The sequence below is a fragment of the Tepidisphaeraceae bacterium genome, assembly GCA_035998445.1.
In the GTDB taxonomy this organism is placed as follows: Bacteria; Planctomycetota; Phycisphaerae; order Tepidisphaerales; family Tepidisphaeraceae; genus DASYHQ01.
The window spans coordinates 77,503-102,268 of record DASYHQ010000010.1 but is presented as its reverse complement, the minus strand read 5'-3'; the positions used below and the strand labels follow the sequence as shown (position 1 = coordinate 102,268).

Below are 24,766 nucleotides of genomic sequence, written 5' to 3'. Positions count from 1 at the left end.
GCTGGCGGAACTGGAGGAGGGGAAGGGCGGGGTAATGTTAGAGCTGACCATCTGCTCCTCCGGACGGCCACGATCGCCGGCCAGATTTTCCTCCTTCTGCACGCCCGCGGAAGTCTGCCACAAACCTCTCCCTCGCTTGGAACGGTAAGATCCAGAGCAGGCACGCAGTGGTTATGCTGTGATGTTCTACTGGCTTGACACAAGTCGTTTTATACGCTTAAATATTTTAGTTATTCGATGCGAGGTGGTGGGAGTGGCAATAACACTTAAGCAGATCGCTGCTCAGGTCGGGCTAACGCAGCCGGCTGTCAGTAACATCCTCAATAACAAAGGGCACTTGTATCGCACGGAAACGCGTGAAAAAGTTCTGCGCGTAGCCAAAGAGTTGGGCTATCGCACGAATGCGGCCGCCAAGGCGACGGCGACGGGGCGGTTCGGGGCGATCGCGATGCTGCTCAGCACGGAACCCCACCGCAGCAGTTTGTTCACCGGCATGATGGACGGCATTCAGGATGGACTTGCCGAACTCGACCTGCACTTGACCGTCGCGAAGTTGCCAGACGAAAAGCTGACGAACACGGGCTACGTGCCCAAGATCCTCCGTCAGTTGATGGCTGACGGGCTGCTGATCAATTACAATGCCGACATCCCGCCCTCGCTGATCGAACTTATTGCCGAGTATCGCGTCCCGTCCGTGTGGATCAATTCGCGCCAAGAGGCGAACTGCGTGTTCCCAGACGATCTAGACGCTGGCCACCAGGCGACCCGCCGGTTGCTGGCGTTGGGGCACCAGCGGATCGCGTTCGTCTCGTATTCGGGTGGAAGCCACTACAGCACGTGCGATCGGCAGGCGGGCTACAAGGCTGCCATGGCGGAGGCGGGGTTGCCGTCCCGTATAATCACGCGAGAGTTGCCGCGCGCCAAACGCGTGGCGTACTCCACTTCGTGGCTCTCGGAGCCTGAGCGGGATCGCCCGACAGCGGTCATCTGTTACTCGGAAACGACGGCTTGGCCCACGATTGACGCCGCGCGAGCGTTGGGCATGCGCGTGCCCCCGGATCTGTCTGTCGTCACGTTTCACGGCGGTCGCTGTGACGAAACGGGCTTCGCGATCGATACGTTCGTCAATCCGACGCAGGCTGTCGGGCGCGAGTCCGTGCGGATGCTACTCGCGAAGATCGAGGATCCCAATCAGATGCTGCCGCCTTTGTCGATCAAGTTCGGCTTTGAGGCTGGCGAATCGTGTCTTCCGTGGCATAAGTGATCGCACCTGAAGTTTTTCGGACCGGTCCAAGTTAGACGCACGCGTGAGTGGTTGCAAGTACAACTTTCGCCGCTGGCACATCGAATGGTGCCGCTGCGGTTCCCGCGTGGGTTCGGGAATCACCGGTTGGGGCAACTATGACAATTGCGTGTCGCGGCGAGCATACATTTCCAGAAGCGAGGGATCAGGCATGACGGGTATTCGAAAGTTACACACGTTCCTGTTTGGTGTGGTTGCGGTGGTGGGCTGGCTCGCCAACGGTTGGGGAACCGCGCGCGCCGCCGATGGCGCCGCACCGGCACCGGGGGCTCAGCTGGATTTCGTAGAGGTGCGCGGCGGGCTGCCGAACGCCGCTGCAAAGTTGGCGGCGGGGCAGCCACTGACGGTGGTCTTTATCGGAGGATCAGTCACCGAGGGCGGCCGCGAGAACGGTTACGTTGCGGGCGTCGGCAGATGGCTGAAAGAGGCTTATCCCGCGTCCGCCATCAACGTCGTCAATGCGGGCATCGGCGGGACAAACTCAAAGTTCGGTAGTCAGCGGTACGAGCGCGACGTGTTGGCCGAAAAGCCCGACCTCGTGCTGATCGAGTTCGCCGTCAACGACGACGGTGATGCGCGCGAATGGATGGAACGGCTCGTGCGAAAGACGTGGACGCGCGACCCGCAGACCGACATCGCGTTCATGTACCACGCGAAGAAGGAGTTCCTCCCGACATACGCCAAGGGGGAGCTGCCCGCGGTGGCGGCGTTCCACGAACAGGTGGCGGCGCATTACCAGATTCCCAGTGTGAACACCGGCGCAGCGGTCGGTCAGGCCGTCAATGCGAACGCCGAATCGTGGGAGGCGCTTTTCGGGGACGTCGTTCATCCGAAGCCTGCAGACTACGCGATCTACACGAAAACGATTGTCGCTGCCTTGCAGCAGGTGTTGGCGGCTGGCAACGCCGGTTCCCACGCGTTGGGCGAAACGCTGATTGCTGACCTGGCTGCAGACGCGCCCACGGAGCCAGCCGAGCCGATGGCGCCGACCGATCCGGTGACGGATGCAGCGGGCGCCAAGGCGGAAGCGACCTACGCGCTACCCATTTTCGGCCTGAACTGGACCGACCAGCCGGAGTTCAAGGACGGTGGGCAGGTCCGCTGGCGGCTGGCGACGCTGCCGACCACGGCGGGGATGAAGCTGACGAACGAGGTGGGGCTCCTGCGATCCGAACGCAGCGGAGCGATGCAATACTTTCCGGCCGCCCGGGCGTTCACGGCCGACCATCCCAAGGCACAATCCCTGGCCGCGAAGGCAGAAGGGAACCGTGCGGGCAGCCGGCTGGGCGCCAAGGACAAGGCACTGGGCGTGCTCAGCTTCATCGCGCCCGCAAACGGAAGGTACGTCGTCTCCGCGACGTCGGACGGGGTGACGCTGTGGAGCCATCACAAGGCCATCGCGTTATATGTAATTCACTTCACCGGCGCTGCGGACGTGGGCAAGTCAATCGCGTTTGCATCGACGGACAGCGACAGGAAGGCGGGATTGAACATCACCGCCGAACTCCAGATGCAGGCCGGCGATGAACTGGCATTCCAGGTTGACACGAATGCGGATGGTGGTGGTGGCGGGGCCTACTGGGAGGGCATGTCGATCCGGATCGGGCGGTTCGCTACCGCTGATGCAGGCGCCACCGCGCCGGCGGCAGGCGCAGCAGCGCCCGTGACATATCAACCGCTGACGATCGACGTCGATGCGACGCCGCGACAGCGGTTCGGTGGCTTCGGGGCCAGCCTTATCAACGATGGAAGCAACTACGGCAAGCTTCCCGCCGCTGCCCGGGCGCAACTGAACGACGCCCTGTGGCGCGATCTGGGCTTCAACACGCTGCGGCTCTGGATTCACCTGGATACGGTGTCGCCCGAGCGTGGGACGGTGGACGTGTCGGGCTTCATCGATCGATACCTGACCTCGGGCATGATCCGCGATGCCCAGGCCAGTGGCGCGACGACGTTGCTGCTGGCCCCAAGTCGCTGCCCGTCATACATGACAGAACCGCGCGAGGCCGCGCCCGACAAAGTACGGCTGAAGGAATCCGAAACCGACGCCTACGCGGTGCTGTTGGCCGACACCGTCACCGCCTTGCGCGATGGCGGCGTGAGCCTGGACGCGACAGGACTGCAGAACGAGCCAAACGACCCGGTAGCGTTCACCCCGACACAGCTGGCGGGCATCGTCAAGCGCCTGCGCAGCGAGCTGGATCGGCGCGGGTTAACTGCCGTCAAGATCATCGCGCCCGAAAACGCGAACGCCGACGGGCACCTGCTGCGAAACGTCGATGCGATGCGGCAGGACGCGGAAGCTTGGAACGCGCTTCATGCCATTGCCTCGCACACGTACAACATGGGTCCGACGGCCGCGGTCGCCGAACGTGTGGACGGGCAGCGGGTCGAATATTGGCAGACCGAGGCTTCGGACAACGGCCCAGAGGCGCCGGGCGACCACCGGGTGGCCGCCTCGCTGGCGTCGCGCGTGCTGAGTGACCTGAATCACGGGGTCCACCGATGGATCCACTTTATCGGTTACGAGCGGGTGGACCCAAGGGACAATGCCACCCGCATTTTCGCCTACGAATCTGACCCGTTTCGCCTTATCCCGTTCGAGAAGGCGGCGTACTACGGCATGATCAGCCGGGCCCTGCCGATCGGTTCGACGATCTTTCGTTGCCGCAGTTCCGCCGACGAGGGCATGGCATGGACGTACGGCCACAAGCCGCGCGTCAGCGCCGTTGCGGCGCGTCAACCTGACGGGAAATGGACGGTGATGCTGAGCAACTTCACGTCTGACTTCTTCACGAGCGACCAGGCGACAGCTTGGCAACGCGAGCAGATGGGCCGACCGGCGGAGAGCTACGAGGTGACGGTGAGGTTCGCCGCCGCGACCGACGGAATGCCGCAGCGCTTTCGAGTCCATCGCCGGGGGCCCGGGTCGCCGGGTGGCAAAACGGAAGATGTAGTGATTGAAGGGAATGAACTTCGCGTCCGCATTCGCCCGCTGGAACTGATCACCCTCGCGGGCACCGCCCAGTAACTTGTGGCTCCTTCTGCCTGGTCCGACCCGCTGGCTCTCTTGCAAGTGGGTCAACCCAGTAAGAATGGGAGCGAATACAAAAAAACTGGAAATCCGTTTGTATACGCATAAATAAGGTGTAATATGAGCATGGGACAGCTGATTGGCTTGGTGCCAGCGAATGAAAGCGGCCTCAGCTTCGTTGGTGAATTCAGAGGCAAGCGGGTGGATGACAAGCGTTTAGGCTTGCAACCATAGGTACATTTGCGGAAAGCCCAGTCTTTGGGAATCGACCTCTGGGAATTAAGACTTGCATCTCTTTTTAAGCGTATAAATTGTTTTTGGATTCTATCGGAGAGGGAATAGCATGTTCACATCGCGTAGCATTCTACTGTCGGTCGTAGTCTTGGCAGTTCCATCTTTAGCGCAGGCTGACTTCATCGCGTACGTCGACCTAGGCGGTACCAATACGCAAAGTACAGGCAACGCCAGGAATTTGTCGGTTGGCACGGACGGTTCGGGCTTGGAAAAAACGCTCGTCACGGACTTGGTCAATTACGAAACTGGAACGACGATTTCCAACGCCTCGCTCACGGTCGTCCTGACGCGGCCGGGCACCAGCCCTTTCGCCAACAGCGGCGACTCTGCCTGGACCCCGAGCCCGCCGGTCGACAGTGACGCTCGTGTGCTGTTCATGGTGGACGGGGTCAACCTGAACGGCAATCTGACCTACGGCGGTAACACGGCCAACACGGCGACGTTCACGTTTTCCGGCCTGGACCCGACGAGGACGTACGACTTTGCCAGCACGGGCAATCGCGCCAGCGGCTCGATCGACACGGCTCGAAAGAACCGTTATCAGATCTCCGACATCGACTCGTTCGTGAACGCCAGCAGCGACGGCGCCGTGATCTCAAGCACGCCATCGGGCATGACCAACGACGCCGCGACGTTCACCGTTGGCAACAACGATGCTGGTCATGTCGCCCGCTTCTCCAGCATCAGCCCGGGCAGCGATGGAGACTTCAGCATCACGGTCACCGGCGGGGATGCCAATGGTGCCGTGGCGAACGTGGCGTGGTACGTGAACGCCCTGCGCCTGACGGAAGCGACGGCCGTGGTCCCAGAGCCGGCGTCGCTGTCCCTGCTTGGCGTCGGGCTGATGGCTGCCCTGCGTCGGCGCCGTGCGTAACGTGGCGGCGAGAGGCCGATTGCAAACTAGCTGGTCCCACAAGATGACCGGTCCTGAGAATGAAGAGGAGTAATCCCATGAGAGGGCAAAAGCACCGCGGGTTCACGCTGGTTGAATTGCTGGTCGTGATCGGAATCATCGCACTGCTCATCTCGATCCTGTTGCCGTCGCTGCAGAAGGCGCGACGTTCGGCCCAAGCGGTGGCATGCGCGAGCCAGCTCAAGCAGCTCGGCCTTGGCCTGACGATGTACGGCAACGACAACCGAAACTACATCCCGCCGCTGCATCCCAGGAACAGCAGCGGCGTCTACATCTACGGCAGCTCCCGCTACAGCTGGGCCGCACTGGTCGGTCCATACCTCGGGCAGAAGCGACCGAACAGCGTGCCGGACACCTCGGCGTACCGGAACTACCTCTTCGGGCGCGGCGGGCTGTTCCTCTGCCCGGGGAAGTTCGATAACGATCCCAACATTACTCCCTTCGGTGACGTGAACGGCAAGGGCAACAGCTACAGCTACACCTGGGCCGGCGACGACGGCGCTAAGGGCGGCTGGATCAACCGCGACTTCCCCTGGGTCAACGAGGTGCCGAACAAGCTGACGCGCCTACCGTCTCAGGGCATCCTGCTGTGGGAAAAGCTTCGCATGGAGCAGTGGCAGGTCGACGCCAGCAACTGGGCCAATTGGCCGCAGTCGGCCAACGTGTCGATGCTCGGCTACGAGATCGACAACGTTACCCACGGCAAGCGGTCGAATGCGCTGTTTGCCGACATGCACGTCGAGACGATCTTCCGCGGCCAGCAGTTCAACGACGATTGGGTACCCATTACGAACTAAGTCCAGCGGGAGCGTCAACATGGCCGGTCAGAATCCGTCTCGACAATGCAGAACCTTTCGCCACACCGGGTTGACGGCCGGTTTGATTGCCCTGAGCCTGCTCACCGAGGCCCAATCCGTTATGGCCGAGATGAAGCTCAGCGTTGATGCCGGTGTGCCACTGGGACTCTATACGCCCCAGCAGCCCGCCAAGCTTAACGTGCGCATCGAACCCGATCCCACTGCGCCAACCTGGTCGGGGCGGCTGCTGATCACGCGCGCCGACCTGCTCACCGAAGAGCAGGTGGTCGAGGAGCTGCCGGTTGAGATCACGGGGGGACAACCAGCTCATGTCGAGTACGCACCGTCGCTCGCGAACGGGATGTACCGATTGGACATGGCGTTGATGGCCAAGCCATCGACCAGTGGCGATGTCGCGCCGCTTGCGACCGCTCGCCAGTTCATCGGCCACGCACCGGCACGATGGGCGCGCGATCTTCCTGACGATTGGCCGTTGAACACGCACCTGTCGGCGGACCTCCCACCGCTCCAGGGCTTTAAGACCTATCGCGTCTTCACGCATTGGGCCACCAACAACCCGCAGCGCGGCGAGTACATTTGGACCAAGCTTGACGGGCAATTCGAGACGATCAAGCGCATCGGCGGCCGGATGACGCTTGCCGACGACAGCGCGCCTGCATGGTCGGTCTCGCCTGAACGAGCGGTGCCGATCAAGTGGATCAAGGGGGGCATCGCCAACCCGCCCGACGACATGAACGACTACCGCACCTACGTGCGGGCCTTGCTCGACCGGTACGACGACGGCACGAACACGCTGGCGGCGGTTGAGACGTGGAACGAAGCCAACACCTCCGACCGCTGGAACGGCACGCCGCAGCAGTTGGTCGAGATGGCGCGCATCCTCCGGGAGGAGCGGGAACGGTCGCCCGGCAAGCCGCGGATCATCGGCATCGCCGTTAGCGCCGGTGACCACAAAAAGTACGTGAACGCCCAAGTCGAGGCGGGCATCCTGAATCAGGTCGACGTTGTGTCGGGCCACTGGTACGAGGAGATGCACAGCTACGACGCCGATGGTGCGATCAACAGCCTCGTGAAGCACGTCGACCTGCTGCGTCAACCGATGGAGGCGCCGCCAGACGTTGGCCGCGGTTAACGGGTACGTCACCGTTCAGGTCGGCGAAGAACCCGTGTACGTCTGGGAGCATCAATAGTCGCTACGCCCGGTGCCGGTGTCATCGAGACGTCCGGAAGTTGTTGAGGAAGGAGTTGTCCATGCGCATGAACGGCTTATCCGCCGAACGCCGTCCCGTTACGCCTGCCGAGGCGATGTCGGGGCGCGACATGCTGCGCATCCTGGTGTTGCCCGACCTGCACATCCCGTTCGGGCCGCGCCAGAAGGAACTGCTCTTGGGCAACCGGGCGTTTCTCGACGCGCACGACTGGGTGGTCCTGCTCGGCGACATGACGGCCTGCTACGGCACGCCCGGCGAGTACGCCAAAGTACGCGACTTCATCGCAGCGCTGGACCGGCCTTACTCGGTCGTCAACGGCAATCATGAGTTTTCGTTCGTCCCGCAGGACGACGACGACGCGTCCGCATACGCCAAGGTGTGGACGCACTCACCGGCCACCGTTGGGCAATCGTTGCTTCGCCGGTTCGAGAAGTTCTACGGCATCGAGAGCCGTTATCACGCGAATCAGAACGGCAAAATGGGGTGCGTCCTGCTTGGCGTTGACAGCGTTGCGACCGACTCCAGCGCGCGGCTCGATCCGGAGCACGAGGCGTGGTTCGCGAATCAATTGGACGAGATGAGCGACGTGCCGCTGTTGGTCTTCTGTCACTTCCCGCTGCTGTCGGCGCAACTGGACGGCGCCCGCTACTACGAGGCCGGCCGCAGGCCCTACTACGTGCCGACGTCTGCCGTACGCTCGCGGTTACGTCGCCGAAGCCATGCGACCTGGTGGCTCTCAGGACACGTTCACTTTGCTGCCACGCACCCTCTGTTCGGCGCATATCAGACCGACGATGGCGTCTGGCAAGTCCACTGCCCCGATGGTTGGGGTTACGGCCGACGCGATAATGAAACATGGACGCCGCGGCACCACGACGACCTGACCGTGCGCAGCGTACACATCTCGTATGCCCGCCAATCTGTTAACATCATCAGCACAGATCTGGTAACTCAGTCCGAAGTCGACTCCTGGTCAGCCGGTTCGGGCGTTCCCCCACGGGAAAGGCCGCTGCTGGCGACGGCGGCGATGAGCAACCACTCCCGTTGAGCAGTTGTAGTTCGGGAGTGCGTTGGAACCGAATGGCCATGTTGTAGGAATAACAAGTGGAAGTGCCGTCCGGTCCATCACCCAGCACGCGCCAACTGCGCCATCATGAGCGGGCCTTCTACGGCTTCGTGCACTTCACGACCAATACGTTCACAGACAAAGAATGGGGGTTCGGCGATGAACCGCCGTCAATTTTCGATCCAAGCGCATTTGACGCCGATCAAATTGTCGATTCGGCGCGCCTCGCCGGCATGCAAGGGCTGATCCTCACGTGCAAGCATCACGACGGGTTCTGCCTGTGGCCCAGCGAACTCACGGGCCACTCGGTCCGCAACAGTCCGTTCCGGAACGGAAATGGTGACGTTGTGCGCGAACTCGAACGGGCATGCCGTTCCGCCGGCATCGAGTTTGGCGTTTACCTATCCCCGTGGGATCGGAACCATGCAGAGTATGGCAGGCCTGCATACTTGGATTACTACCGCGGCCAACTTCGCGAACTGCTAACCAACTATGGCGAGCTGTTCGAGGTGTGGTTCGACGGCGCCAACGGTGGAGACGGCTACTACGGCGGCGCGCGGGAGCAGCGGTCGATCGACAACCGCACGTACTACGACTGGCCGCGGACGTGGCAAATGGTGCGTGACCTGCAGCCGGATGCCGTCATCTTCTCCGATACCGGCCCCGACGTGCGGTGGGTCGGCAACGAGTCGGGCATCGCGGGTGATCCCTGCTGGTACACGATCGACACGACCGGTGCCTGGCCCGGGCAGGCCGATCGCGCCAGGCTCAATCGTGGGGACTGCGACGGCCCGACCTGGTTGATTCCCGAGTGCGACGTCTCGATCCGGCCCGGATGGTTCTACCATGCCGCCGAAGACGAAGCCGTCCGTTCGCCCCGCAATCTCGTCGACCTCTACTTCGCATCCGTCGGGCGCGGAGCCAATTTCCTGCTCAATCTGCCGCCCGACCGGCGCGGGTTGATCCCGGAGACGGATCGCGCGTCGCTGGCGGGCTTCCGGTCGCACCTCGATCGTACATTCGCGACGAATTTGGCCGAACGCGCGGAAATCGAGCGGACTACGGCCGGCCATTCAATGACGATCAATCTCGCGTTTGCTGCGCCGCAGCGCGTGAACGTGATCGAGCTTCGCGAGCGGATCGCGCACGGACAGCGCATCGGGCGATGGCTTGCTGAAGCCGAGCGCGAGGATGGACGGTGGGTCGAAATCGCGTCGGTCGAGGCGGTCGGCGCTCAACGGCTGATCCGCGTCCCACAGACGACCGCGAAACGGTTTCGGGTGCGCGTCACCGATTCGCGCGGCGAACCGTTGATAGAGCACGTCGGCCTTTATCTCGAGCCGGACCTGGCCGATACCGCCACGGAAGTACGGCGCGTGCACGCCGCAAGCGTCACCCAGCTGTCGCCTGTGGAGCTCGTCTTCGATCTGGGCGCGGCGGTGCGCGTGCGCGGCGTTCGCTATATGCCGAGCATCGCACGTCGTGTAAGTCGTTATGAGCTATCGTTCGCGACCACGCCGGAAAATTGGTCGAGCGCCGTCCTGAGCGGCGAGTTCGGGAACGTGATGGCCAATGCGGCCCCGCAGATCGTCCCATGCGATGTCACCGCCCGCTACGTCCGATTCCGCGCAACGCGCATGGCGGTCGGCGACGACATCGAGCCAAAGCACGTTGAGCTGCTGTGACACCAGGATCATCCGACGCTCGTTCAGACAGTGCCCGCCAGGGACTCATCAACCGAGAAAGTTCGAAGATCCTAGGGCCACCGACGCGCATTTGGACGCGGCGCAGGCACTGTTAGAGCGAGACGTCCAAGGTGGCTTACATGCGGTTTCGCAGCGATGCGGCGCAAGATCCCAATCAGGTGACGGCGCATCTAAAGGACGATCGGAACGTGCTCCGACAGTATGCAATCGCCGCGGCGATCCGCTTAGCGGCGACCGATCACAACCTGCTCCGAACGGCGCTCGATTCTGCCGACCCAGAGCTACAACGGGACGCGCGGCTGGCCGAACAACTCATCGCGCTCCGCGAGCGTCAGCGCAAGCGACGCCAGGAGTGGTATGAAAAGCCGCGGTGAGGGCGACATTGAAACGCCTTCAGGCTGATCGGCCTCTACCGCTAGCTGCGCAAAAAAGCCGGCGGGTACAGAAGGAGGGCGGGCAAACGTTGCTGCCGTGCAATGCGAGCCTCATGCTCGACCGGCGAGGCTGGCGACCATGGTGACCAACTCGGCGGGTTCCACAGGCTTGGACACGTGCATTTGGAAGCCTGCTACGGTGGACTTAGCCCGGTCCTCCTCCCGCGCGTAAGCGCTGAGGGCGACGGCCGGAATACCTCGGGAGAAGCCCCGCTCCCGCTCGATCCGGCGGACCTCGCGGATCAGTCCGTACCCGTCCATGCCCGGCATGCCCAGATCGCTCGTAAGCACGTCAAACGGCCGGTTCGTCGAAAGCGACTCGTTGAACACGGCCAAAGCTTCCCGTGCCGATCCGACCCCCGTGGCCTCGGCCCCGCTCTTTCGGAGCAGCAACTGGACGGCCGAGAGCATGCTCGGGTCGTCCTCTACCAACCGTACCCGCACGCCGGCGAGCATCGGGGCCGGGTCGAGCTTGCCGGGGCGCGTGCTCGCCGTGCCCGCTCTGCCCAACCCGCCGGTCATCTGCCGGGGCCGCAGGTGCGGCAGCATCACGGTGAACGTCGCTCCGTTGCCCTCGCCAGCACTGTGGGCCCGGACGGTGCCGCCGTGCAGTTCTACCAACTGCCGTATGATGGCCAGCCCAAGGCCCACCTGCCACGCGACGTTGATGAACCGCTGTTGGGAAAATTCGCCATCGCTGCGCCGCAACCGTTTGCTTGGCGGTGAAGACGATACGCTGGGGCATAGAACCACTCGCTACGCGGGAGCGACGATTGACGGCGAACGGCGCTCGCCGGGCGCGCGGCCGACTGGCCTACTGATTGAACATCGCCTGTCCCCAACCGCCGCGGTCGGACGAGTTGCGAGCGGTACCGTTCCACATCAGCTGCCGGTGCCGCTCGGTGCCGTCGGCGCTGTCGTCGATGCCGATGTCGAAGCGAACCTCTCGACCGACGGTCGGCTTGAACCCGAGCGCGTCGAACGGCAGGGCGGCCTGGAGCGTGTAGCCCTTGCCGTCGACGTTCGGCGTGACGACGAGCCGGACGCCCGTCGGCTGCACCGCCGCCTTGGCAAAGTGCCACTTCGCTTCGCCATCGGTCACGCCGGCCCCGAGCAGGATCTGCTGGTCGTTGAACCGCATGGCGCCGCCCTCGCCGACGGCGTCGTGCCCCAGAAATAGTTCGACAGCGTCACCGCTCCAGAGGCGGTCGCCGGTTCGATCGTTCCGCATTGGCGTCGGGTCGCTGATGTTGGCGAGCAGGTAGAGGTTGTCGTCGTCCCAGCAGAGTTTGAACGCCGCCTCAAGGCCATTCGCGTCGCTGCCATTCACCAGCCGCTGGCCAGAGATCTGCTCGGCCGGCGTGCCGGGGAACCCGGCGGCGGTGCCGTCCATCTTCACCTCACCGACGGCGCGCGGGATGGTCAACCGCTTATTGGCAGCCGACATTGTGAACCGCGCGTCGTCCCAAGCGAACGCCTCGCGCTTGCCCAGAATCAGGTCGTAGATGCCGTAGTTCGTCTGCATCATGTGGGCGAGCATCGGCTTCCACGGGCGGTCGGTGACGGCGATCAGCCCGGAGTTCCCGTTCTCACCGTTGTACTTCGAGAACCAACGCCCGGTTAGCGCTTGATCGACGTGGGTGAACCACGTCGCGCCGACGACGAACCCAAGCGAGGCCGTTTGCTCGACGTAGTTGCGGTAGGCGAGGCCGCGGTCTTCCTGGTTGTCCACGTCCTTGCCGCCGCCAGGCAGGCCGGACGACTTGGGCGAGTTGTAGTAAAACTCGGTCAGCATGAGCGGCTTGCCGCCGGACCAGGTGTGGATCCGCTTCAGGAAGTCCTTATCGACCGCGTAGGTGTAGTAGTTGAACGAGATGACGTCCAGGTATTTGCCCGCGATGCGCAGCAGGCTTTCGTTGTTGATCGTGCCGGCCTGAAAGCGATTGCCGATCAGCATGTGGTTCTTGTCGTGCTTGCGAAACGTGTCGGCGACGAGCGCGTAGTAGGTCTCGAAGAACAGGTCCATGTACGCCTGCACGTCCGCGGCCGCCGCAGCGGTGGTGACGGGAAGGCCCGAAGCGATCAAATCATCGAAACTCTTGGCCGTCATGCCCCAAGCGGCGTTGAAGGCGTCGATCGTCTCGTACTTCGACTGCAGAGTCTCGACGAGTTTGCGCTTGGCCGCGTGCTTGGTACCGTCCAGTCGCGGGATCGCCCGCGGCAGGTCTTCGTACAGCGGTTCGTTGACGAGGTAGTAGCCGATCAGCAACGGGTCCTCGGCCCGCGCGGGCACGGTCTTAGCGAATGCGGACTCGACCGCGGCGCGGTTGGCTTCGTCGAACGGGTCCCACGCGCGGTGCACGCCCGGAATGTCAGGCAGGCCTGGCCAAGCGCCGTAGTTCAGCGTGATGACGTACGGGAAGTTGGCGGACTTCAGCGCCTCGCGCGGCGAGGCGAAGGGGCCGACCGTGTTAAAGCCCCACTTGCGGAATCGCTCGAGCATGCGCGTGGCGTACTCCTCGTGGTCGAACGGCTTGCCGTACTTGCGGAACTGGTTGGCCAGATGATACGAGAAGACGCCCGGCGACGACGGGCGATACGCGCTGGCGAACTCGCCGTCGGGCGACGGGAGCCACTCGTAGATTCCCTCGCGGCCCTGCGTGTACGTGTAGTCGTCCACCGGCGAGTACGAGCAAATGCCCAGCGCGTAGAACGCGTTGCCGGCCGGGTTGACCATGTACCACTTGCCGTCCTTCTGCTCGACGTGGAAGTAGCCGGTCTTCCTGAAGCCCAATTGTTCGCCACTGCCCGCCAGACCGCCATAGATGTCGAACGCGGGCGGTTGCAGGTTGGCGTAGTACTCCGCCTCGTCGGCCACGTCGGCCTTCAGCTCGTCGACGTTCGTGACCTTGTCGGGAAAATCCACGAGCGTCGATTGGCCGAACTTATCGACGAGCTTCTTCACCGTCGGCGCTGCGACCGTGGCCTGATCGAAGTTGACCGCGATCCGCTGCGTGCCCCAGTTCGCGTTATACGGCGTACCGAACCGGATCGCGAAGACCTTCCAATTCCAATGGCGGTTGTCGGTCAACTGCACGTAGCTGTGGTCGGGGACGACGATCGACATCGTCTTGTCCTCGAAGTTCGTGATGGTCACGCGCGTCGCCTGGCCTTGGAACAAGTGCGGGCTTTCCTGCTTCTCGGCGGGGAAGGGCGTTTCCGATCCGTCGTTCATCTGCCACCGGCCACCGGTTGCCAGGGAGAACGGGAGCAGCGTGGTACAGTTGTAACTTTTCACGTCGGCGGGGACGTCGGCAAACTTCAGCAGCAGTTCGGTGCCCTGCAGCTCAACGTCCACCCGCGCGCCCCCCTCGTAGCGCACGACCGCCTTGTTGCCGTCGATCTTCTTCTCGATCACCTTCCGAGCCACCTTACGATCTTCGCCCAACAGCTGTGGATACTCGATCGTGAACGTGCCGATCGTGCCCGCGCCGAACTGCAATCCCTTTTCGGTTAGCTCGAACGGTTTTGCAGCCACCGGTGCCGCAGGCTTCGGAGCTTCGGCGGCGGGGGCGGGGGCGGCGGCAGGCGCAGGCGCGTCGGCGAGCGGGCCGTCGGCGACCTTCATATTGTAGGTCAGGTTTCGCGGGTCGATCGGCGTCGAGACGCGCCACGCAAAAACGGACCCACCCCATTCCCGGTTGTCCATCAATTGGTTGTACGAATACGATCGCGGCGCCGCGACGCTCAACGTCTTGCCGTCCGCGCTGGTCAACACGATCCCCTTGGACTGGCCCTGAAACAGGTGCGGCCGGTCAGGCTTCTCAACCGGAAAAGATTTTGCCTCGCCAGTGCCGAGCTGATACGTGCCCCCTTGTACGCTAGCCTGGCGGAGCAGCATCGTCGTGGAGAACGACTTCACGTTGTCCGGCAAATTTGCGAGCTTGAACGCGATCGTGCCGTCATTGGCGACCGTGACATCGATCGTCGCGCCGCCCGCATAGGTCAACGACACCGCGTCACCCGCCGCCTTGGCCGCGCTCGGCTTGGTGGCCTGGTTGTCGGCGCCGATCAACTGTGGATATTCAAGCGTCAGTGTGCCGAGCGTGCCGGCGTCGATCGACAGGTTGGCGTCGGTCGCACGGATCGTCGCAGCGCCGGCCATGGCGGGGAAGGCGAGAACGGCGGTCATGACGAACCGGAGCATGTGCGTAGGAAACTTCATGGGTCGTACTTTCAGCTAGGAGTCTGAGGTGTCACTCGGCAACTTGTAGGTCAGCTTGATAAGGGCAACGCATGCCTGCTCAGCGGTGGTACCGGTCGTAGTCAAACCAGATGCCGGTGTCGTTCGTCGAATTGAGTTGGTTGGGCAGTTCACCGGCGGGATAGAGCACGTTGACGTAGCTGTCTTTGTAGATCTTGTACGGCACGAACGAAACCGACGAATCGGCAAAGAAGACGTTAACGCCCTTCAGCGCGTGCGAGACGGCCGGCAGTTGGTTGGCTGGCACAGCGCCGGCGAGGTTCCGCGGGATCACGTCGGCGGCAATCGCCTGGTACGACTTGAATTGCGTCAGCTTCGGCATCGGCATCGACAATTCGTAGCCAGTTGCTGGCATCACGTTGCCGATCGGTCTGGCCACGACGACCGGACGCGTACCATAGCCGAGGATGAAGTCGGAATTGGCGGTGTCCAGCGGCCAGCGGTTCACCGACGTGTTGAACTGCCGGGACGGTACGGTCTCCAACGGACAGAAGAACGGCTTCGGGCTCGGCACGATTCGCGTCTTCAAAATCATGTCACCCAACGGTGGCAGGAATGGGGCGCCGGACGTCAGCAGGTGGCCCCTCTTGTTGACCACGCTGTTTTCCGAACGTCGGATGTTGTCGCCCCAGTAGAAGGTGAGCGGTACCGCGCCCCGGTTCTCGCTCGCGTAGATCTGCAGTGCAAGTCCGAACTGCCGAACGTTGCTGGCACAATTGATCATGTTCGCCTGGTATCGCGCCTTGCCGAGGGCCGGCAGCAGCATCGCGATCAGCACGGCGATCACTCCAATGACGACCAACAGTTCCACGAGCGTGAAACCCATACTGCGTGACTTGACTGCCATGGCAACCGTCCCTGTACGCACCCGGTGGTGCGCTTATCGATTGTACACGTCGAAATCGTTGAAGATGCCCGAGTAGGTCGGCTGGTTTAACGTGCGCGGGGATAGGATCGAATTGATCGCCACCGCATTGGCCCCGCCCAGCATGATGTTATGGTTCGCCTTGTAGACCGAGAAGGGCACCCATCGGACCGAGCCGTCGATGGAACAGACGTTGGATCCCTTCAGCACGTGACCGGTCCCTCGTCCGTCCAACTTCATCATGGCATCTGAGGCCATCGCCTGCTGTGGCTTGAACTGCGTGATCTTCGGGAACGACTCGGTGGCCCAGGGCCAAACGTCGGTCCGACCCACCAACCGCGCGGCGCTATTGGGACGGGCCAGCCATCGGGTAACGGGCCGGACGGTGTAGCCCAAGGAGTGCAGCCCCCAGTCCGGCGGTACGATCGGCCACCTGTTCTCGGCCGTGTTGTACGAGATGCGCGGATCGGTCTCTAACGGGCAATAGAACGCGGCAATGCTTCCCGTCGGTTTCACGATCCCGCTTTCCATCAGCACCCCGAGGAACTGCCACTGGTTGTTATGGTAGACGGACGGCCATGTCGTGCCATCGTAGTACCCCATGGGCACCACGCCCTTGTAATAGTTTCCATACATCTGCAGCGACATGCCGAACTGTCGCAGGTTGCTCGCGCAGTTCACCAGCCCCGCCTGGTAACGTGCCTTGTTCAGCGCTGGCAGAAGCATCGATACGAGCAAAGCGATGATGCCGATCACCACCAGCAACTCAACCAGCGTAAAACCTCGATCGACCTTTGTCCGACTCATGACAGTCCTCCAAAGAAAATCCGAAGTGCGGTCTGATCCCCCACGCGCATCGCCCGATGCGTGCGAAACGCTACCGGCGGCGCCGGCGGGCCAGCACGGCAAGCCCGGCGACTGCTGCGACACCGAGGGACGCCGGCTCCGGGACGGCGGTGACGACCGTGGTCAGGGTCACGTCATTCCCCACGCCGCCCAAGCCGCTGCCATCGACGCCATAGTTGATCTGGAAGGTTGTCCCCTCCACTGAAAAGGTCGACCCGTCGGTCAACGTCGTGGAGTCGGCCAGGGTGAAGTAGCTCCCCCAGTAGGCCTGCGCGTTGGTGCCGGCATTATCGATGATGACGAACGTCTGGCTAACCAATGGTGTCAACCAGCTGGTGTCGATCAGGTCGACCGACAGCATCGGCCCGCCGCTGAGCGTGACGACGTCGGCGTTCGCGGTATTGGTCAGACGCAACTGGTCGTAGGAACCAATGCCGTCGCCAGCAATCTCGATCGCGAACGTCGAGCCGCTATTGAAGTTCACGTTTCCGGCTGCGGAGAGGGTGGCCGTGGTGCTGGAACCCGAACCGGGGGCGAGGGTGCCGCTGGTGCTCAGCGCCGCGACCGACCCCGTGCCGCCGAGCGTGGCGCCGGTGTTCACGACCGTCAAACCGGTGCCTGTACCGCTGCCGTCCGTGTTGTTCACGAGTAGCGTACCGGCGGCGACGGTCGTGCCACCGTCGTAGGTGTTGCCGTTGGGCCGCGAGAAGACCACGGTACCGGCACCCGTCTTGAAGATCGGGACCGAGTTCGAGCCGTCGTTGATCGTGTTGGTGAACGCAACCGTGCCACCTTCGGCAGCCGTTACTTCCAGGCGGGACCCGTTGCCCGACGGCGCGAATGCGCCGAGCGTGATGCTTCCCTGGTAGGTCGCGGTCCCGGTAGTGTTCGCGCCGCCGATCACGCGGACGTCGGACGTGTCGGTCGCGGTCAGACTCGAAAAGCTAATGCTCTTGTTGACGCTGACGCCCGCCGTGCCGATGAGGACTTTGGCCGAGTCGGCGTTGGCGACGGTGGAGTTGGCGTTGCTGACGGTGAGTGACGACGCGCCTGCCAGCACGCTATTGTGATTCAAGACAAGCGTGCCGCGGGTGAAGGTCGTGGTGCCCGTCAGCCCGGAATTGTTTCCGCCGAGCCTGATCGTGGCATTGTTGGACGTCCCACTGCCGCCGACCTGCAGGGTGATGCCGCTGCTGCCTGCGGTCTTGGTGATGTTGCCGTTGAAGGTCAGATTGCTGGTGCCGTAAGTTTCGAGCGACAGCGTGTGCGTGCCGCCGACGCCAGAGGCATCCTGAAGGTTGCCGAAGGTCAGGTCGCCGCTGGCGATGTTCATGCGTTGGGTGCTGTTGCCGCTGCTCGTCAGCCCGCCGAACAAACGTGTTTCACCACCGATCGTGGTGACGGCGCCATTCAGGTTGTTGATACCGTTAGAGAAGCTGGTCTGGCGAATATCGAGGATGTCACCGCTCAAGTTGTAGGTGCCGCTGCCGGTCGTGAAGCTGCCAGTACTGGCGCCGAAACTGATGGACTTGAGGATCTGCGTGCCGTTGACGGCGACGGTCGCGTCAGTGCCGCGGAGGAAGCTCGCATCATTCAACGGATCGGCGGCGCTGTTCCAAGTCTGGAGGCTGCCGTCGCCGACTACGGCACTCGTGTTCCAGTTGGCTGTGGCGGAATCCCACGTGCCCGAGCCGCCGTACCCGGCGTTGGCCCCGTTACCGTCGGCGTCCCAGTACAAAGTGGCGGCGCCGGCGGCGTGCGCAAGCGACAGCATGGCCGCGGCACCGATCAAAACCCCGGTGCCATGCCGGGCGACGCCGTGTCGTGAACGAGATGAAAATGCACCTGCCATATGTTCCTCCACCTTCTATGCGTCACAGATGAGACATGTCCGACCGGCACGCCAATCGCCCGGCATCGGCCGGGACCAGCGGGCGTGCGCCCCCGTGCTCTCGTCGTCGTGACGGACGATCAGTGCGCTTCGTTAAGTACACGACGTCGCTAAAGAGACCCTATCCGGCAACCGTCGCCGTCGAACTGCGGACGATCAATTCCGGCACAAGACGGATCTTGCTACCAAGCGTGCCGGTCGAAATGCCGGCTTGGATCTGAATCATGAGCTGCCGCACCGCCTGCCGTCCGATCTCCGTCACAGGCACGCGTACGGTCGTCAGCGGCGGGTTGAACAGTGAGCCGATTTCCACGTCGTCGAAGCCGACGACGCTGACGTCGCGTGGCACGCTGAGCCCCAGCGACTCGGCGGCGCGAATCGTCGCGATCGCGTTCCAGTCGTTCACGCAGACCAAGGCGGTCGGCCGATCGGCGAGCGACAGGATCTTCGTCATCCCCCGAACGGCTGGCTGGATCTGCGGACCACCCCCGTACACCCAATCGGGCCGCAGCGGCAGGCCGACGTCCGCCAGTCGCATTTTGAACGCCGTGAATCGCTCCGCAGCGGCAAAGTTGTCCAGTTCGGCGCCGACGAAGCCGATCTTGCGATGGCCAAGCTTGTACACGTGCTCGAAGGCCATCGTGATGCCTGCGATGTTGTCGACGGTGACGACGCTGGGCCAACTGTCACAGGCGCTGTCGGCGAGGATTAATGGATGCGAACACTGGGCGATGAATGGCCCCAGGTCCGGGCTCGGCTCGCCGACGAGGATGACCCCGTTGCAGTCGGGCCGATTCAGACCCTGCAGGAAGGAGCCATCCATCAAGTCGCTGTTGAACTGCATGACCGCCCGCTGATCCCATCGCCCCAGTTCTGCCACGGCCGCGTCGACAATCCGACGGTAGAATGCGTGCGACAACGCACCCGACTGCTCGTCCAGCACCCCCGTCGACGGCTGCTCGGCCAGCGGGCCAATTCTCAATCCGTCCTTGTTGAGTTCGACGCGTTCGTAAATCGTATGGCGATGTAGGATGATCTCGACGAAACCTACTTGCCGTCCCGTTGCCTTCCCCCGTCGCGCGCTATTCTTCCCGATGCTTCCCTGTCCCGCCTGAGCGGTGCGAAGCGCCTTCATCACGCTTTCCCGCGTCTTGGGGCTGACCGATCCACTGTTGTTCAACGCCCGCGACACGGTCGCAATGGAACACCCAGCGAGCTTTCCCAGTTCTGCAATGGTTGGCGGCATAGCTACTCCATCATGACACCGATTTGATTTATGTCAAATTGTAAATTCCATTTTGATTTTCATGTCGCGGTGCGTCTCGCATTGCGATAAATCGGGGATAGCATCGATAAAAATCGATTTCCGACTTTGAATTGGAAGATCGTTTTTACATTTCGCCTCTCATTCTTCCATGTTTACATTCGAGAGTTTCCAGTTTCCAGTTTCCAGTTTCCAGTTTCAATAGTTCAAAGCGATGTCACTTTCGGCTTGCCCGGCTTACACCCCAAACAGACTAGCCGCTGTACATTTCTAATCACCCGTCGCGTCGCACAGTCCCTCGACGAAAGCTCCTTGAGCTAGCAGAAGTTAAGTTCCTAAGGACTCAGTCGTCTTTCGGGTGGCTTGCTGTTCCCGCTGCCAGTTAACCGCGTCGGGATCGGCACCCTGTGCGGGAACGGGCGCGGAAAAGGCGAGGATAGTTTGACGCGTGCCCACGCCGCGATGGCGTCCACGTCGTCGCTCGCTGCAGGTCCACGAGCGGTGCCGTTGCAGCGACTGCGACCGCCGGAAGACGGACGCTGTCCCGTAGCAGGGGAAAGTCGGCAGGACCGGTCAAAGATCACGGGATGCAGGTGTGCCTTCGTGAAGCATCAATCGGAACGGCCGGGTCATCTGTGCATACCAGATTCGTGGCCAGGCGGTTTCGGCACGCCCCACATGTGCGGTAGTCGCCGCTAAAGAGCAACGTACCCTCGGCCCCGGAGGCATCGAACCAGCAGGGCGGCAGCTGCGGGAGATAGGCGATGTGATCGCCTTCCCACGCGGGATCGTAATGCACGAGTGCCCACGGTTCCCATGGCGTGGGCGCCTCGTAGATCTGCAGTTCGCGGCGGCGATGCTAATGCGCCCAGGCGATCTGCGGGTCGTGCGCGTAGCTTTTCGTAACGGCGTCGCTACCGAAGGTGAGTAGGAATAGCTTCAGGCCGGGGACGTACGTCATCATCGGATGGCCGACGTGCCCGTGATCCGTGAGGATGGGGCGGGCATAGGTCTCCTCCGGGATCCACGCGGCCTCGTTCGAGGTGGAACGGCCGCCGTAGAAGCGCCACACGCTGCGATCGAGGACCTGATCTTTGGGCACGCGGGCGAGGAACACGTGGCTACCGCAGGACGTCAGGGGCGGTGGTCGGTGAGTTCATGAATGGGACCCGCTAGTTTTGTCATCGCGATATCGCACTATGCGAGCGCTGCCCCGCCGGCCCCGCCCGCCATCGTTCCGTCTCGGCCGGGAGGGGGCAGGGGGTGACGATCGACCCTTCCGCGGCAGCGCGTGTCTATTCACCTCAGCCGTCGGCTGTGGGCGGCTCATCCAATAGGACATCAAGCGACGGGGCTGGGCGAGGAGGGACGGGGGACGCGCGAGCCAGCTGGTCCGTCCTCCGGATCCGGGCCACGCCGCTTGCCGTTGCTGAGCGCCTCGTAGACCTCGAGACGGTGGAGCGCGGTGTCCTTCGGGGCGTTGATGCCGATCCGGGCTTTGTCCTCGCGCAGCTCGACGAGCGTCACTTCTACCGATTCGCCGATCTTCAGAACCGCGTCGATCGCCAGCTCGACGCTGCGGCTCTCCAGGTCGCCGGGACGAGCGGCCGTGGCGCGATTGACGAGTACGGCGACGGCCCGTCTTTCCGTCAGCAGCCCGAGGACCGTCACGAGACACGCCTCATCGAGCGAGCCGATGTGGATCGAGGTGCCGGGTTCACGGGAGAGCACAAGCATGCAGTCCTCCGCGACGAATGACGTAGTGCCAACCCGTGGCCGAGGCGGCGCCGCCCCGATTCTCGGGCCACGAGAAGCTACCCGCCGGCTCGGTCCGCTGCAATAGCGGGTTATGCAGCCGGCCCGATCGCCGATGTTCAGAAACGGTCGAGCAGTCCGCGTGCGAGGAAGTCACCAAGGGACGGAGCCATTGCGTGGATGCCCCCGAAGTTGTGATCTTCGACGACGAGTTTGCCATGCCGGCGCCGCTTTCGTCAATCGCCGCTTTGCGCACCTCGCGAGGCTGAATAACGATGTGGCATGTACGGGTGTGGTCCAATGAAGTTGGGCGCAGTTCTGCGTCCGCCCGCGTCAGGTGTCAAGCACGTCACCTCGGCCGTGAGGCGTGGGCCCCAAGAGGTTACCCAAGCGGCGGGGCGGCACGCGTCGTGGCCCGCGCAGGCTGCAACGGTGTCTCGTTGAGGCGACCGCCAAGTCATCGACCGTTTCGCCGCTAAGGATGTTGAGGTTATCGTGTGGGGCGGGTGCTTCTCTCGCGAGGGGGCCATGGAGGCGCGGCTGGTGGACCCATTGCTCACGCTGTTCGCGAAGTTAATCGCCGACCCGGCCCGGCTACTGAAGGCGCACGTGTTTCCGGCGGGCAGCTCGCATCAGATGGGGTTGCACGCGCACGACGACTTGCTCCAGTTCGACCTTGCGCTCGGATGCGTCGGCCGCTGGGAGGTCGATGGGCGCGCTTACGAGATCCATGGGGACACGGCGGCCGTCTTCTATCCCCACCAAGTTCATCGGTACGATATCTGGCCCCGCGCCCGGGGCGGCGGGCGGGTATTCAGCATCAAGATCCGGGTCGACCGCGTTGATGAACCGTGCGTCACTCGACGCTGGTTCGCTGAACACCGTCCTCGCCTGGCCACTTCCCAAACCATGGCGCGGTCCGTTGAGCGGCTCGTCCGCTTGATGGGGCCAGGCACGCACGTCCCGATGCGGCTCGTGCGGCTTCAAGAGGTGCTATGCCTCTGGCCCGCGCGAAACCCAGTGGCGCCAAACCCGGGGCCGTGGAGCGTTGAGGACGAATCGGTCGAGCAGGCGATGGGCTACGTCCAGGCGCACCTGAACCGTCGCGTGGAACTGCAGGAGATGGCCGACCACGTCGGGCTTTCCCCGCGCCATCTGTCGAGGCGATTCCGCGCCGCCACCGGTTCGTCTGCTTACGTTTGGGCCGATGGCCAGCGCGCCCGGTTGGCGCAGGAACTGCTCAGTCGGCCGGACGTGCGGGTCAAGCAGGTCGCGCGGGAGATGGGCTTCGATTCCGTGCAGACGTTCTCCCGCTGGTTCCGGCGCGAGGCCGGCATCACCCCCACCCAAGCCCGCATTTCCGACGGTCGGTCCTGAACCGCGCGACGATCCGTCTTAATGCGCTCACACTTCGTCCTCTTTTGCTAACGCCGCAGCGGCTACGGCACGCGATACTCCATCCATCGATCAGCGACTGGCTGCCGACGGTCACGCTGGTTCTCCGTCGTTCCAGGAAGAGACCATTTGGAAAGGAACTTCAATGATGGATGGTAAACACCAGTCGATGCCCGTCGTCCGCGAGCCCGCCAGAGACACCGAAGTGGCGGGTGAGTATGACGTGATCGTGTGCGGCGGTGGTACCGCGGGCGTCCCAGCCGCCATCGCGGCGGCGCGCAACGGGGCTCGCACCGCCCTGTTCGAACGTCACGGCTTCGCCGGTGGCGTCGCGGCGTACTCCATCATGCCCTGCTGGCACGGCATGTCGGGGCACCACACCGGGTTGCTCAGCGAGTTCGGCCGGCGCGTCGCCGCGTTTGGCCAAGGGCCCGACCCGTTCACCAGTGGCGGGCACATGGAGCCCGAGACGGTCAAGATCGTCGCGCTCAACATGCTGGAAGAGGCCGGCGTCCACCTGCACCTGCACACCTGGGTCGTCGGGGTGCTGAAGGACGGTGATCGGGTTACCGGCATCGTCACCGAGAGCAAGTCGGGCCGGCGCGCGTTCGTGTGCAAGGCCATGGTCGACACCACCGGCGACGGTGACGCCGCCGCCCTGGCGGGCGCGCAGTACAACAAGGGCGACGGTGGCAAGATGCAGGGCATGAGCCTTCGCTTCCGCATCGGTCACATCGACCTCGAACGCCTCTTCGCGTTCGGCGAGCAGAATCCCGCGTACTTTCCCCAGTCGCAACACGATCACGATTTCTTCGCCTCCCGCCGCCGTCTGGCGAGCGCCGGCGCGGCGTTCTTTCTTCCGACGAGGCTCGACGGAATCCTCGCCGCCCACCGCGACGAGTTCCCGGACATCCCCGAACACACCTACTTCAACACAAGCTGCATGCGTCCCGGCGAGTTGAGCGTGAACTGCACGCGCGTCTACGGGCTCGATGGTACGAGGGCCGAGGACCTGAGCCGCGCCGAGGTCGTCACCCGCAAACAGGCCTATGCGATCTGGCGGTGCCTGCGGAAGTACGTACCTGGCTTCGATCATAGCTGCATCGTCGACGTCGCCGCGGCGGTGGGCGTGCGCGAGACCCGCGAGGTGATCGGCGACTACACGCTGACCGAGGACGACTGCCGGCGAAACGCCGAGTTCCCAAACTCGGTGATGACCACTCGCATCGCGTTCGACGCGCACGACGTGGACAAGTACATCCTCGAGTGCATCAGCGGCGTGTGCGACATGCCGTACGGCTGCTTCCTGCCGCTGGGGGTCGACGGCCTGCTGGTCGGCGGGCGGTGCGCATCGACCGATCACATCGCCAACGCCACGTTCCGCAAGCAGGAGAGCGTACACCAGAGCGGCCAGGTCTGCGGCACTGCCGCCGCCATGGCCGCCGAGCGGGGAATCGTCCCGCGGCAACTGCCCGCGGCGGACCTGAAGCAGCGCCTGCGGTCGCAGGACTTCCTGACGAGCCAGGCCGACCGCTACGCGGTGGCGGAGAAGGTCGTCGACCGCACGCGCGCCGAACGCGCCGCCGGCGTCAATCGCGTGACGCACAACGAGAGCCGCGCCCGCACGGCGAACAAGCCACCAGCCGTCTCACCAGCCCGCGGCTCAGCATAGAGCACGCGCGGCGGGTGCCCGAGAGTTTCCAGCGC

The 24,766-nt window shown here is 63.3% G+C and carries 18 protein-coding genes; 10 read left to right on the top strand and 8 right to left on the bottom strand.

The window, feature by feature from the left end:
• Window positions 1–181 precede the first annotated feature (181 nt).
• The 8 genes from VGN72_03160 (at window position 182) to VGN72_03125 (ending at window position 10,719) form a co-directional block, all read left to right on the top strand.
• A complete protein-coding gene (locus VGN72_03160; protein ID HEV7298337.1) occupies window positions 182–1,264 on the top strand; it encodes a LacI family DNA-binding transcriptional regulator in 1,083 nt (360 codons plus the stop codon).
• A gap of 190 nt (window positions 1,265–1,454) precedes the next feature.
• A complete protein-coding gene (locus tag VGN72_03155; protein ID HEV7298336.1) occupies window positions 1,455–4,334 on the top strand; it encodes a GDSL-type esterase/lipase family protein in 2,880 nt (959 codons plus the stop codon).
• Window positions 4,335–4,680: 346 nt separating this feature from the next.
• A complete protein-coding gene (locus tag VGN72_03150; GenBank protein ID HEV7298335.1) occupies window positions 4,681–5,505 on the top strand; it encodes a PEP-CTERM sorting domain-containing protein in 825 nt (274 codons plus the stop codon).
• 77 nt (window positions 5,506–5,582) lie between these two features.
• The gene (locus VGN72_03145) at window positions 5,583–6,341 is read left to right on the top strand and encodes a prepilin-type N-terminal cleavage/methylation domain-containing protein (GenBank protein HEV7298334.1); all 759 of its coding nucleotides are present in this window, start codon (window positions 5,583–5,585) and stop codon (window positions 6,339–6,341) included.
• A 19-nt stretch (window positions 6,342–6,360) separates the two neighbouring features.
• Window positions 6,361–7,494, top strand: a complete 1,134-nt coding sequence (locus VGN72_03140) for a hypothetical protein (protein ID HEV7298333.1) — start codon at window positions 6,361–6,363, stop codon at window positions 7,492–7,494.
• A gap of 119 nt (window positions 7,495–7,613) precedes the next feature.
• Entirely contained in the window at window positions 7,614–8,621 is a 1,008-nt protein-coding gene (locus VGN72_03135) for a metallophosphoesterase (protein ID HEV7298332.1), read from the top strand.
• A 56-nt stretch (window positions 8,622–8,677) separates the two neighbouring features.
• Entirely contained in the window at window positions 8,678–10,324 is a 1,647-nt protein-coding gene (locus tag VGN72_03130; protein HEV7298331.1) for an alpha-L-fucosidase, read from the top strand.
• Window positions 10,325–10,464: 140 nt separating this feature from the next.
• Window positions 10,465–10,719 carry a hypothetical protein gene (locus VGN72_03125; GenBank protein ID HEV7298330.1) on the top strand — a complete coding sequence of 85 codons (255 nt, stop codon included), beginning with the start codon at window positions 10,465–10,467 and terminating at the stop codon, window positions 10,717–10,719.
• A gap of 111 nt (window positions 10,720–10,830) precedes the next feature.
• Here the strand turns inward: VGN72_03125 and VGN72_03120 are convergent, their stop codons facing one another.
• From VGN72_03120 to VGN72_03085, 8 genes are all read right to left on the bottom strand, one after another.
• A complete protein-coding gene (locus VGN72_03120; protein HEV7298329.1) occupies window positions 10,831–11,487 on the bottom strand; it encodes a response regulator in 657 nt (218 codons plus the stop codon).
• Between the two features lie 106 nt (window positions 11,488–11,593).
• Window positions 11,594–15,004, bottom strand: a complete 3,411-nt coding sequence (locus VGN72_03115; GenBank protein HEV7298328.1) for a sugar-binding protein — start codon at window positions 15,002–15,004, stop codon at window positions 11,594–11,596.
• A 79-nt stretch (window positions 15,005–15,083) separates the two neighbouring features.
• On the bottom strand, window positions 15,084–15,890 hold the full coding sequence (locus VGN72_03110) for a type II secretion system protein (GenBank protein HEV7298327.1): 807 nt from the start codon (window positions 15,888–15,890) through the stop codon (window positions 15,084–15,086).
• A 33-nt stretch (window positions 15,891–15,923) separates the two neighbouring features.
• The gene (locus tag VGN72_03105) at window positions 15,924–16,715 is read right to left on the bottom strand and encodes a type II secretion system protein (GenBank protein HEV7298326.1); all 792 of its coding nucleotides are present in this window, start codon (window positions 16,713–16,715) and stop codon (window positions 15,924–15,926) included.
• Window positions 16,716–16,785: 70 nt separating this feature from the next.
• A complete protein-coding gene (locus tag VGN72_03100; protein ID HEV7298325.1) occupies window positions 16,786–18,528 on the bottom strand; it encodes an autotransporter-associated beta strand repeat-containing protein in 1,743 nt (580 codons plus the stop codon).
• Between the two features lie 238 nt (window positions 18,529–18,766).
• Entirely contained in the window at window positions 18,767–19,891 is a 1,125-nt protein-coding gene (locus VGN72_03095) for a LacI family DNA-binding transcriptional regulator (GenBank protein ID HEV7298324.1), read from the bottom strand.
• A gap of 877 nt (window positions 19,892–20,768) precedes the next feature.
• Window positions 20,769–21,026: a hypothetical protein gene (locus tag VGN72_03090; protein ID HEV7298323.1), complete on the bottom strand. Its 258-nt coding sequence runs from the start codon at window positions 21,024–21,026 to the stop codon at window positions 20,769–20,771.
• A gap of 224 nt (window positions 21,027–21,250) precedes the next feature.
• The gene (locus tag VGN72_03085) at window positions 21,251–21,646 is read right to left on the bottom strand and encodes a carbon storage regulator (GenBank protein HEV7298322.1); all 396 of its coding nucleotides are present in this window, start codon (window positions 21,644–21,646) and stop codon (window positions 21,251–21,253) included.
• Window positions 21,647–22,192: 546 nt separating this feature from the next.
• Here VGN72_03085 and VGN72_03080 point away from each other — a divergent pair.
• Together VGN72_03080 and VGN72_03075 are read left to right on the top strand one after the other, a co-directional pair.
• The gene (locus tag VGN72_03080) at window positions 22,193–23,041 is read left to right on the top strand and encodes an AraC family transcriptional regulator (protein HEV7298321.1); all 849 of its coding nucleotides are present in this window, start codon (window positions 22,193–22,195) and stop codon (window positions 23,039–23,041) included.
• 163 nt (window positions 23,042–23,204) lie between these two features.
• A complete protein-coding gene (locus VGN72_03075) occupies window positions 23,205–24,731 on the top strand; it encodes an FAD-dependent oxidoreductase (protein ID HEV7298320.1) in 1,527 nt (508 codons plus the stop codon).
• Window positions 24,732–24,766: the final 35 nt, after the last annotated feature.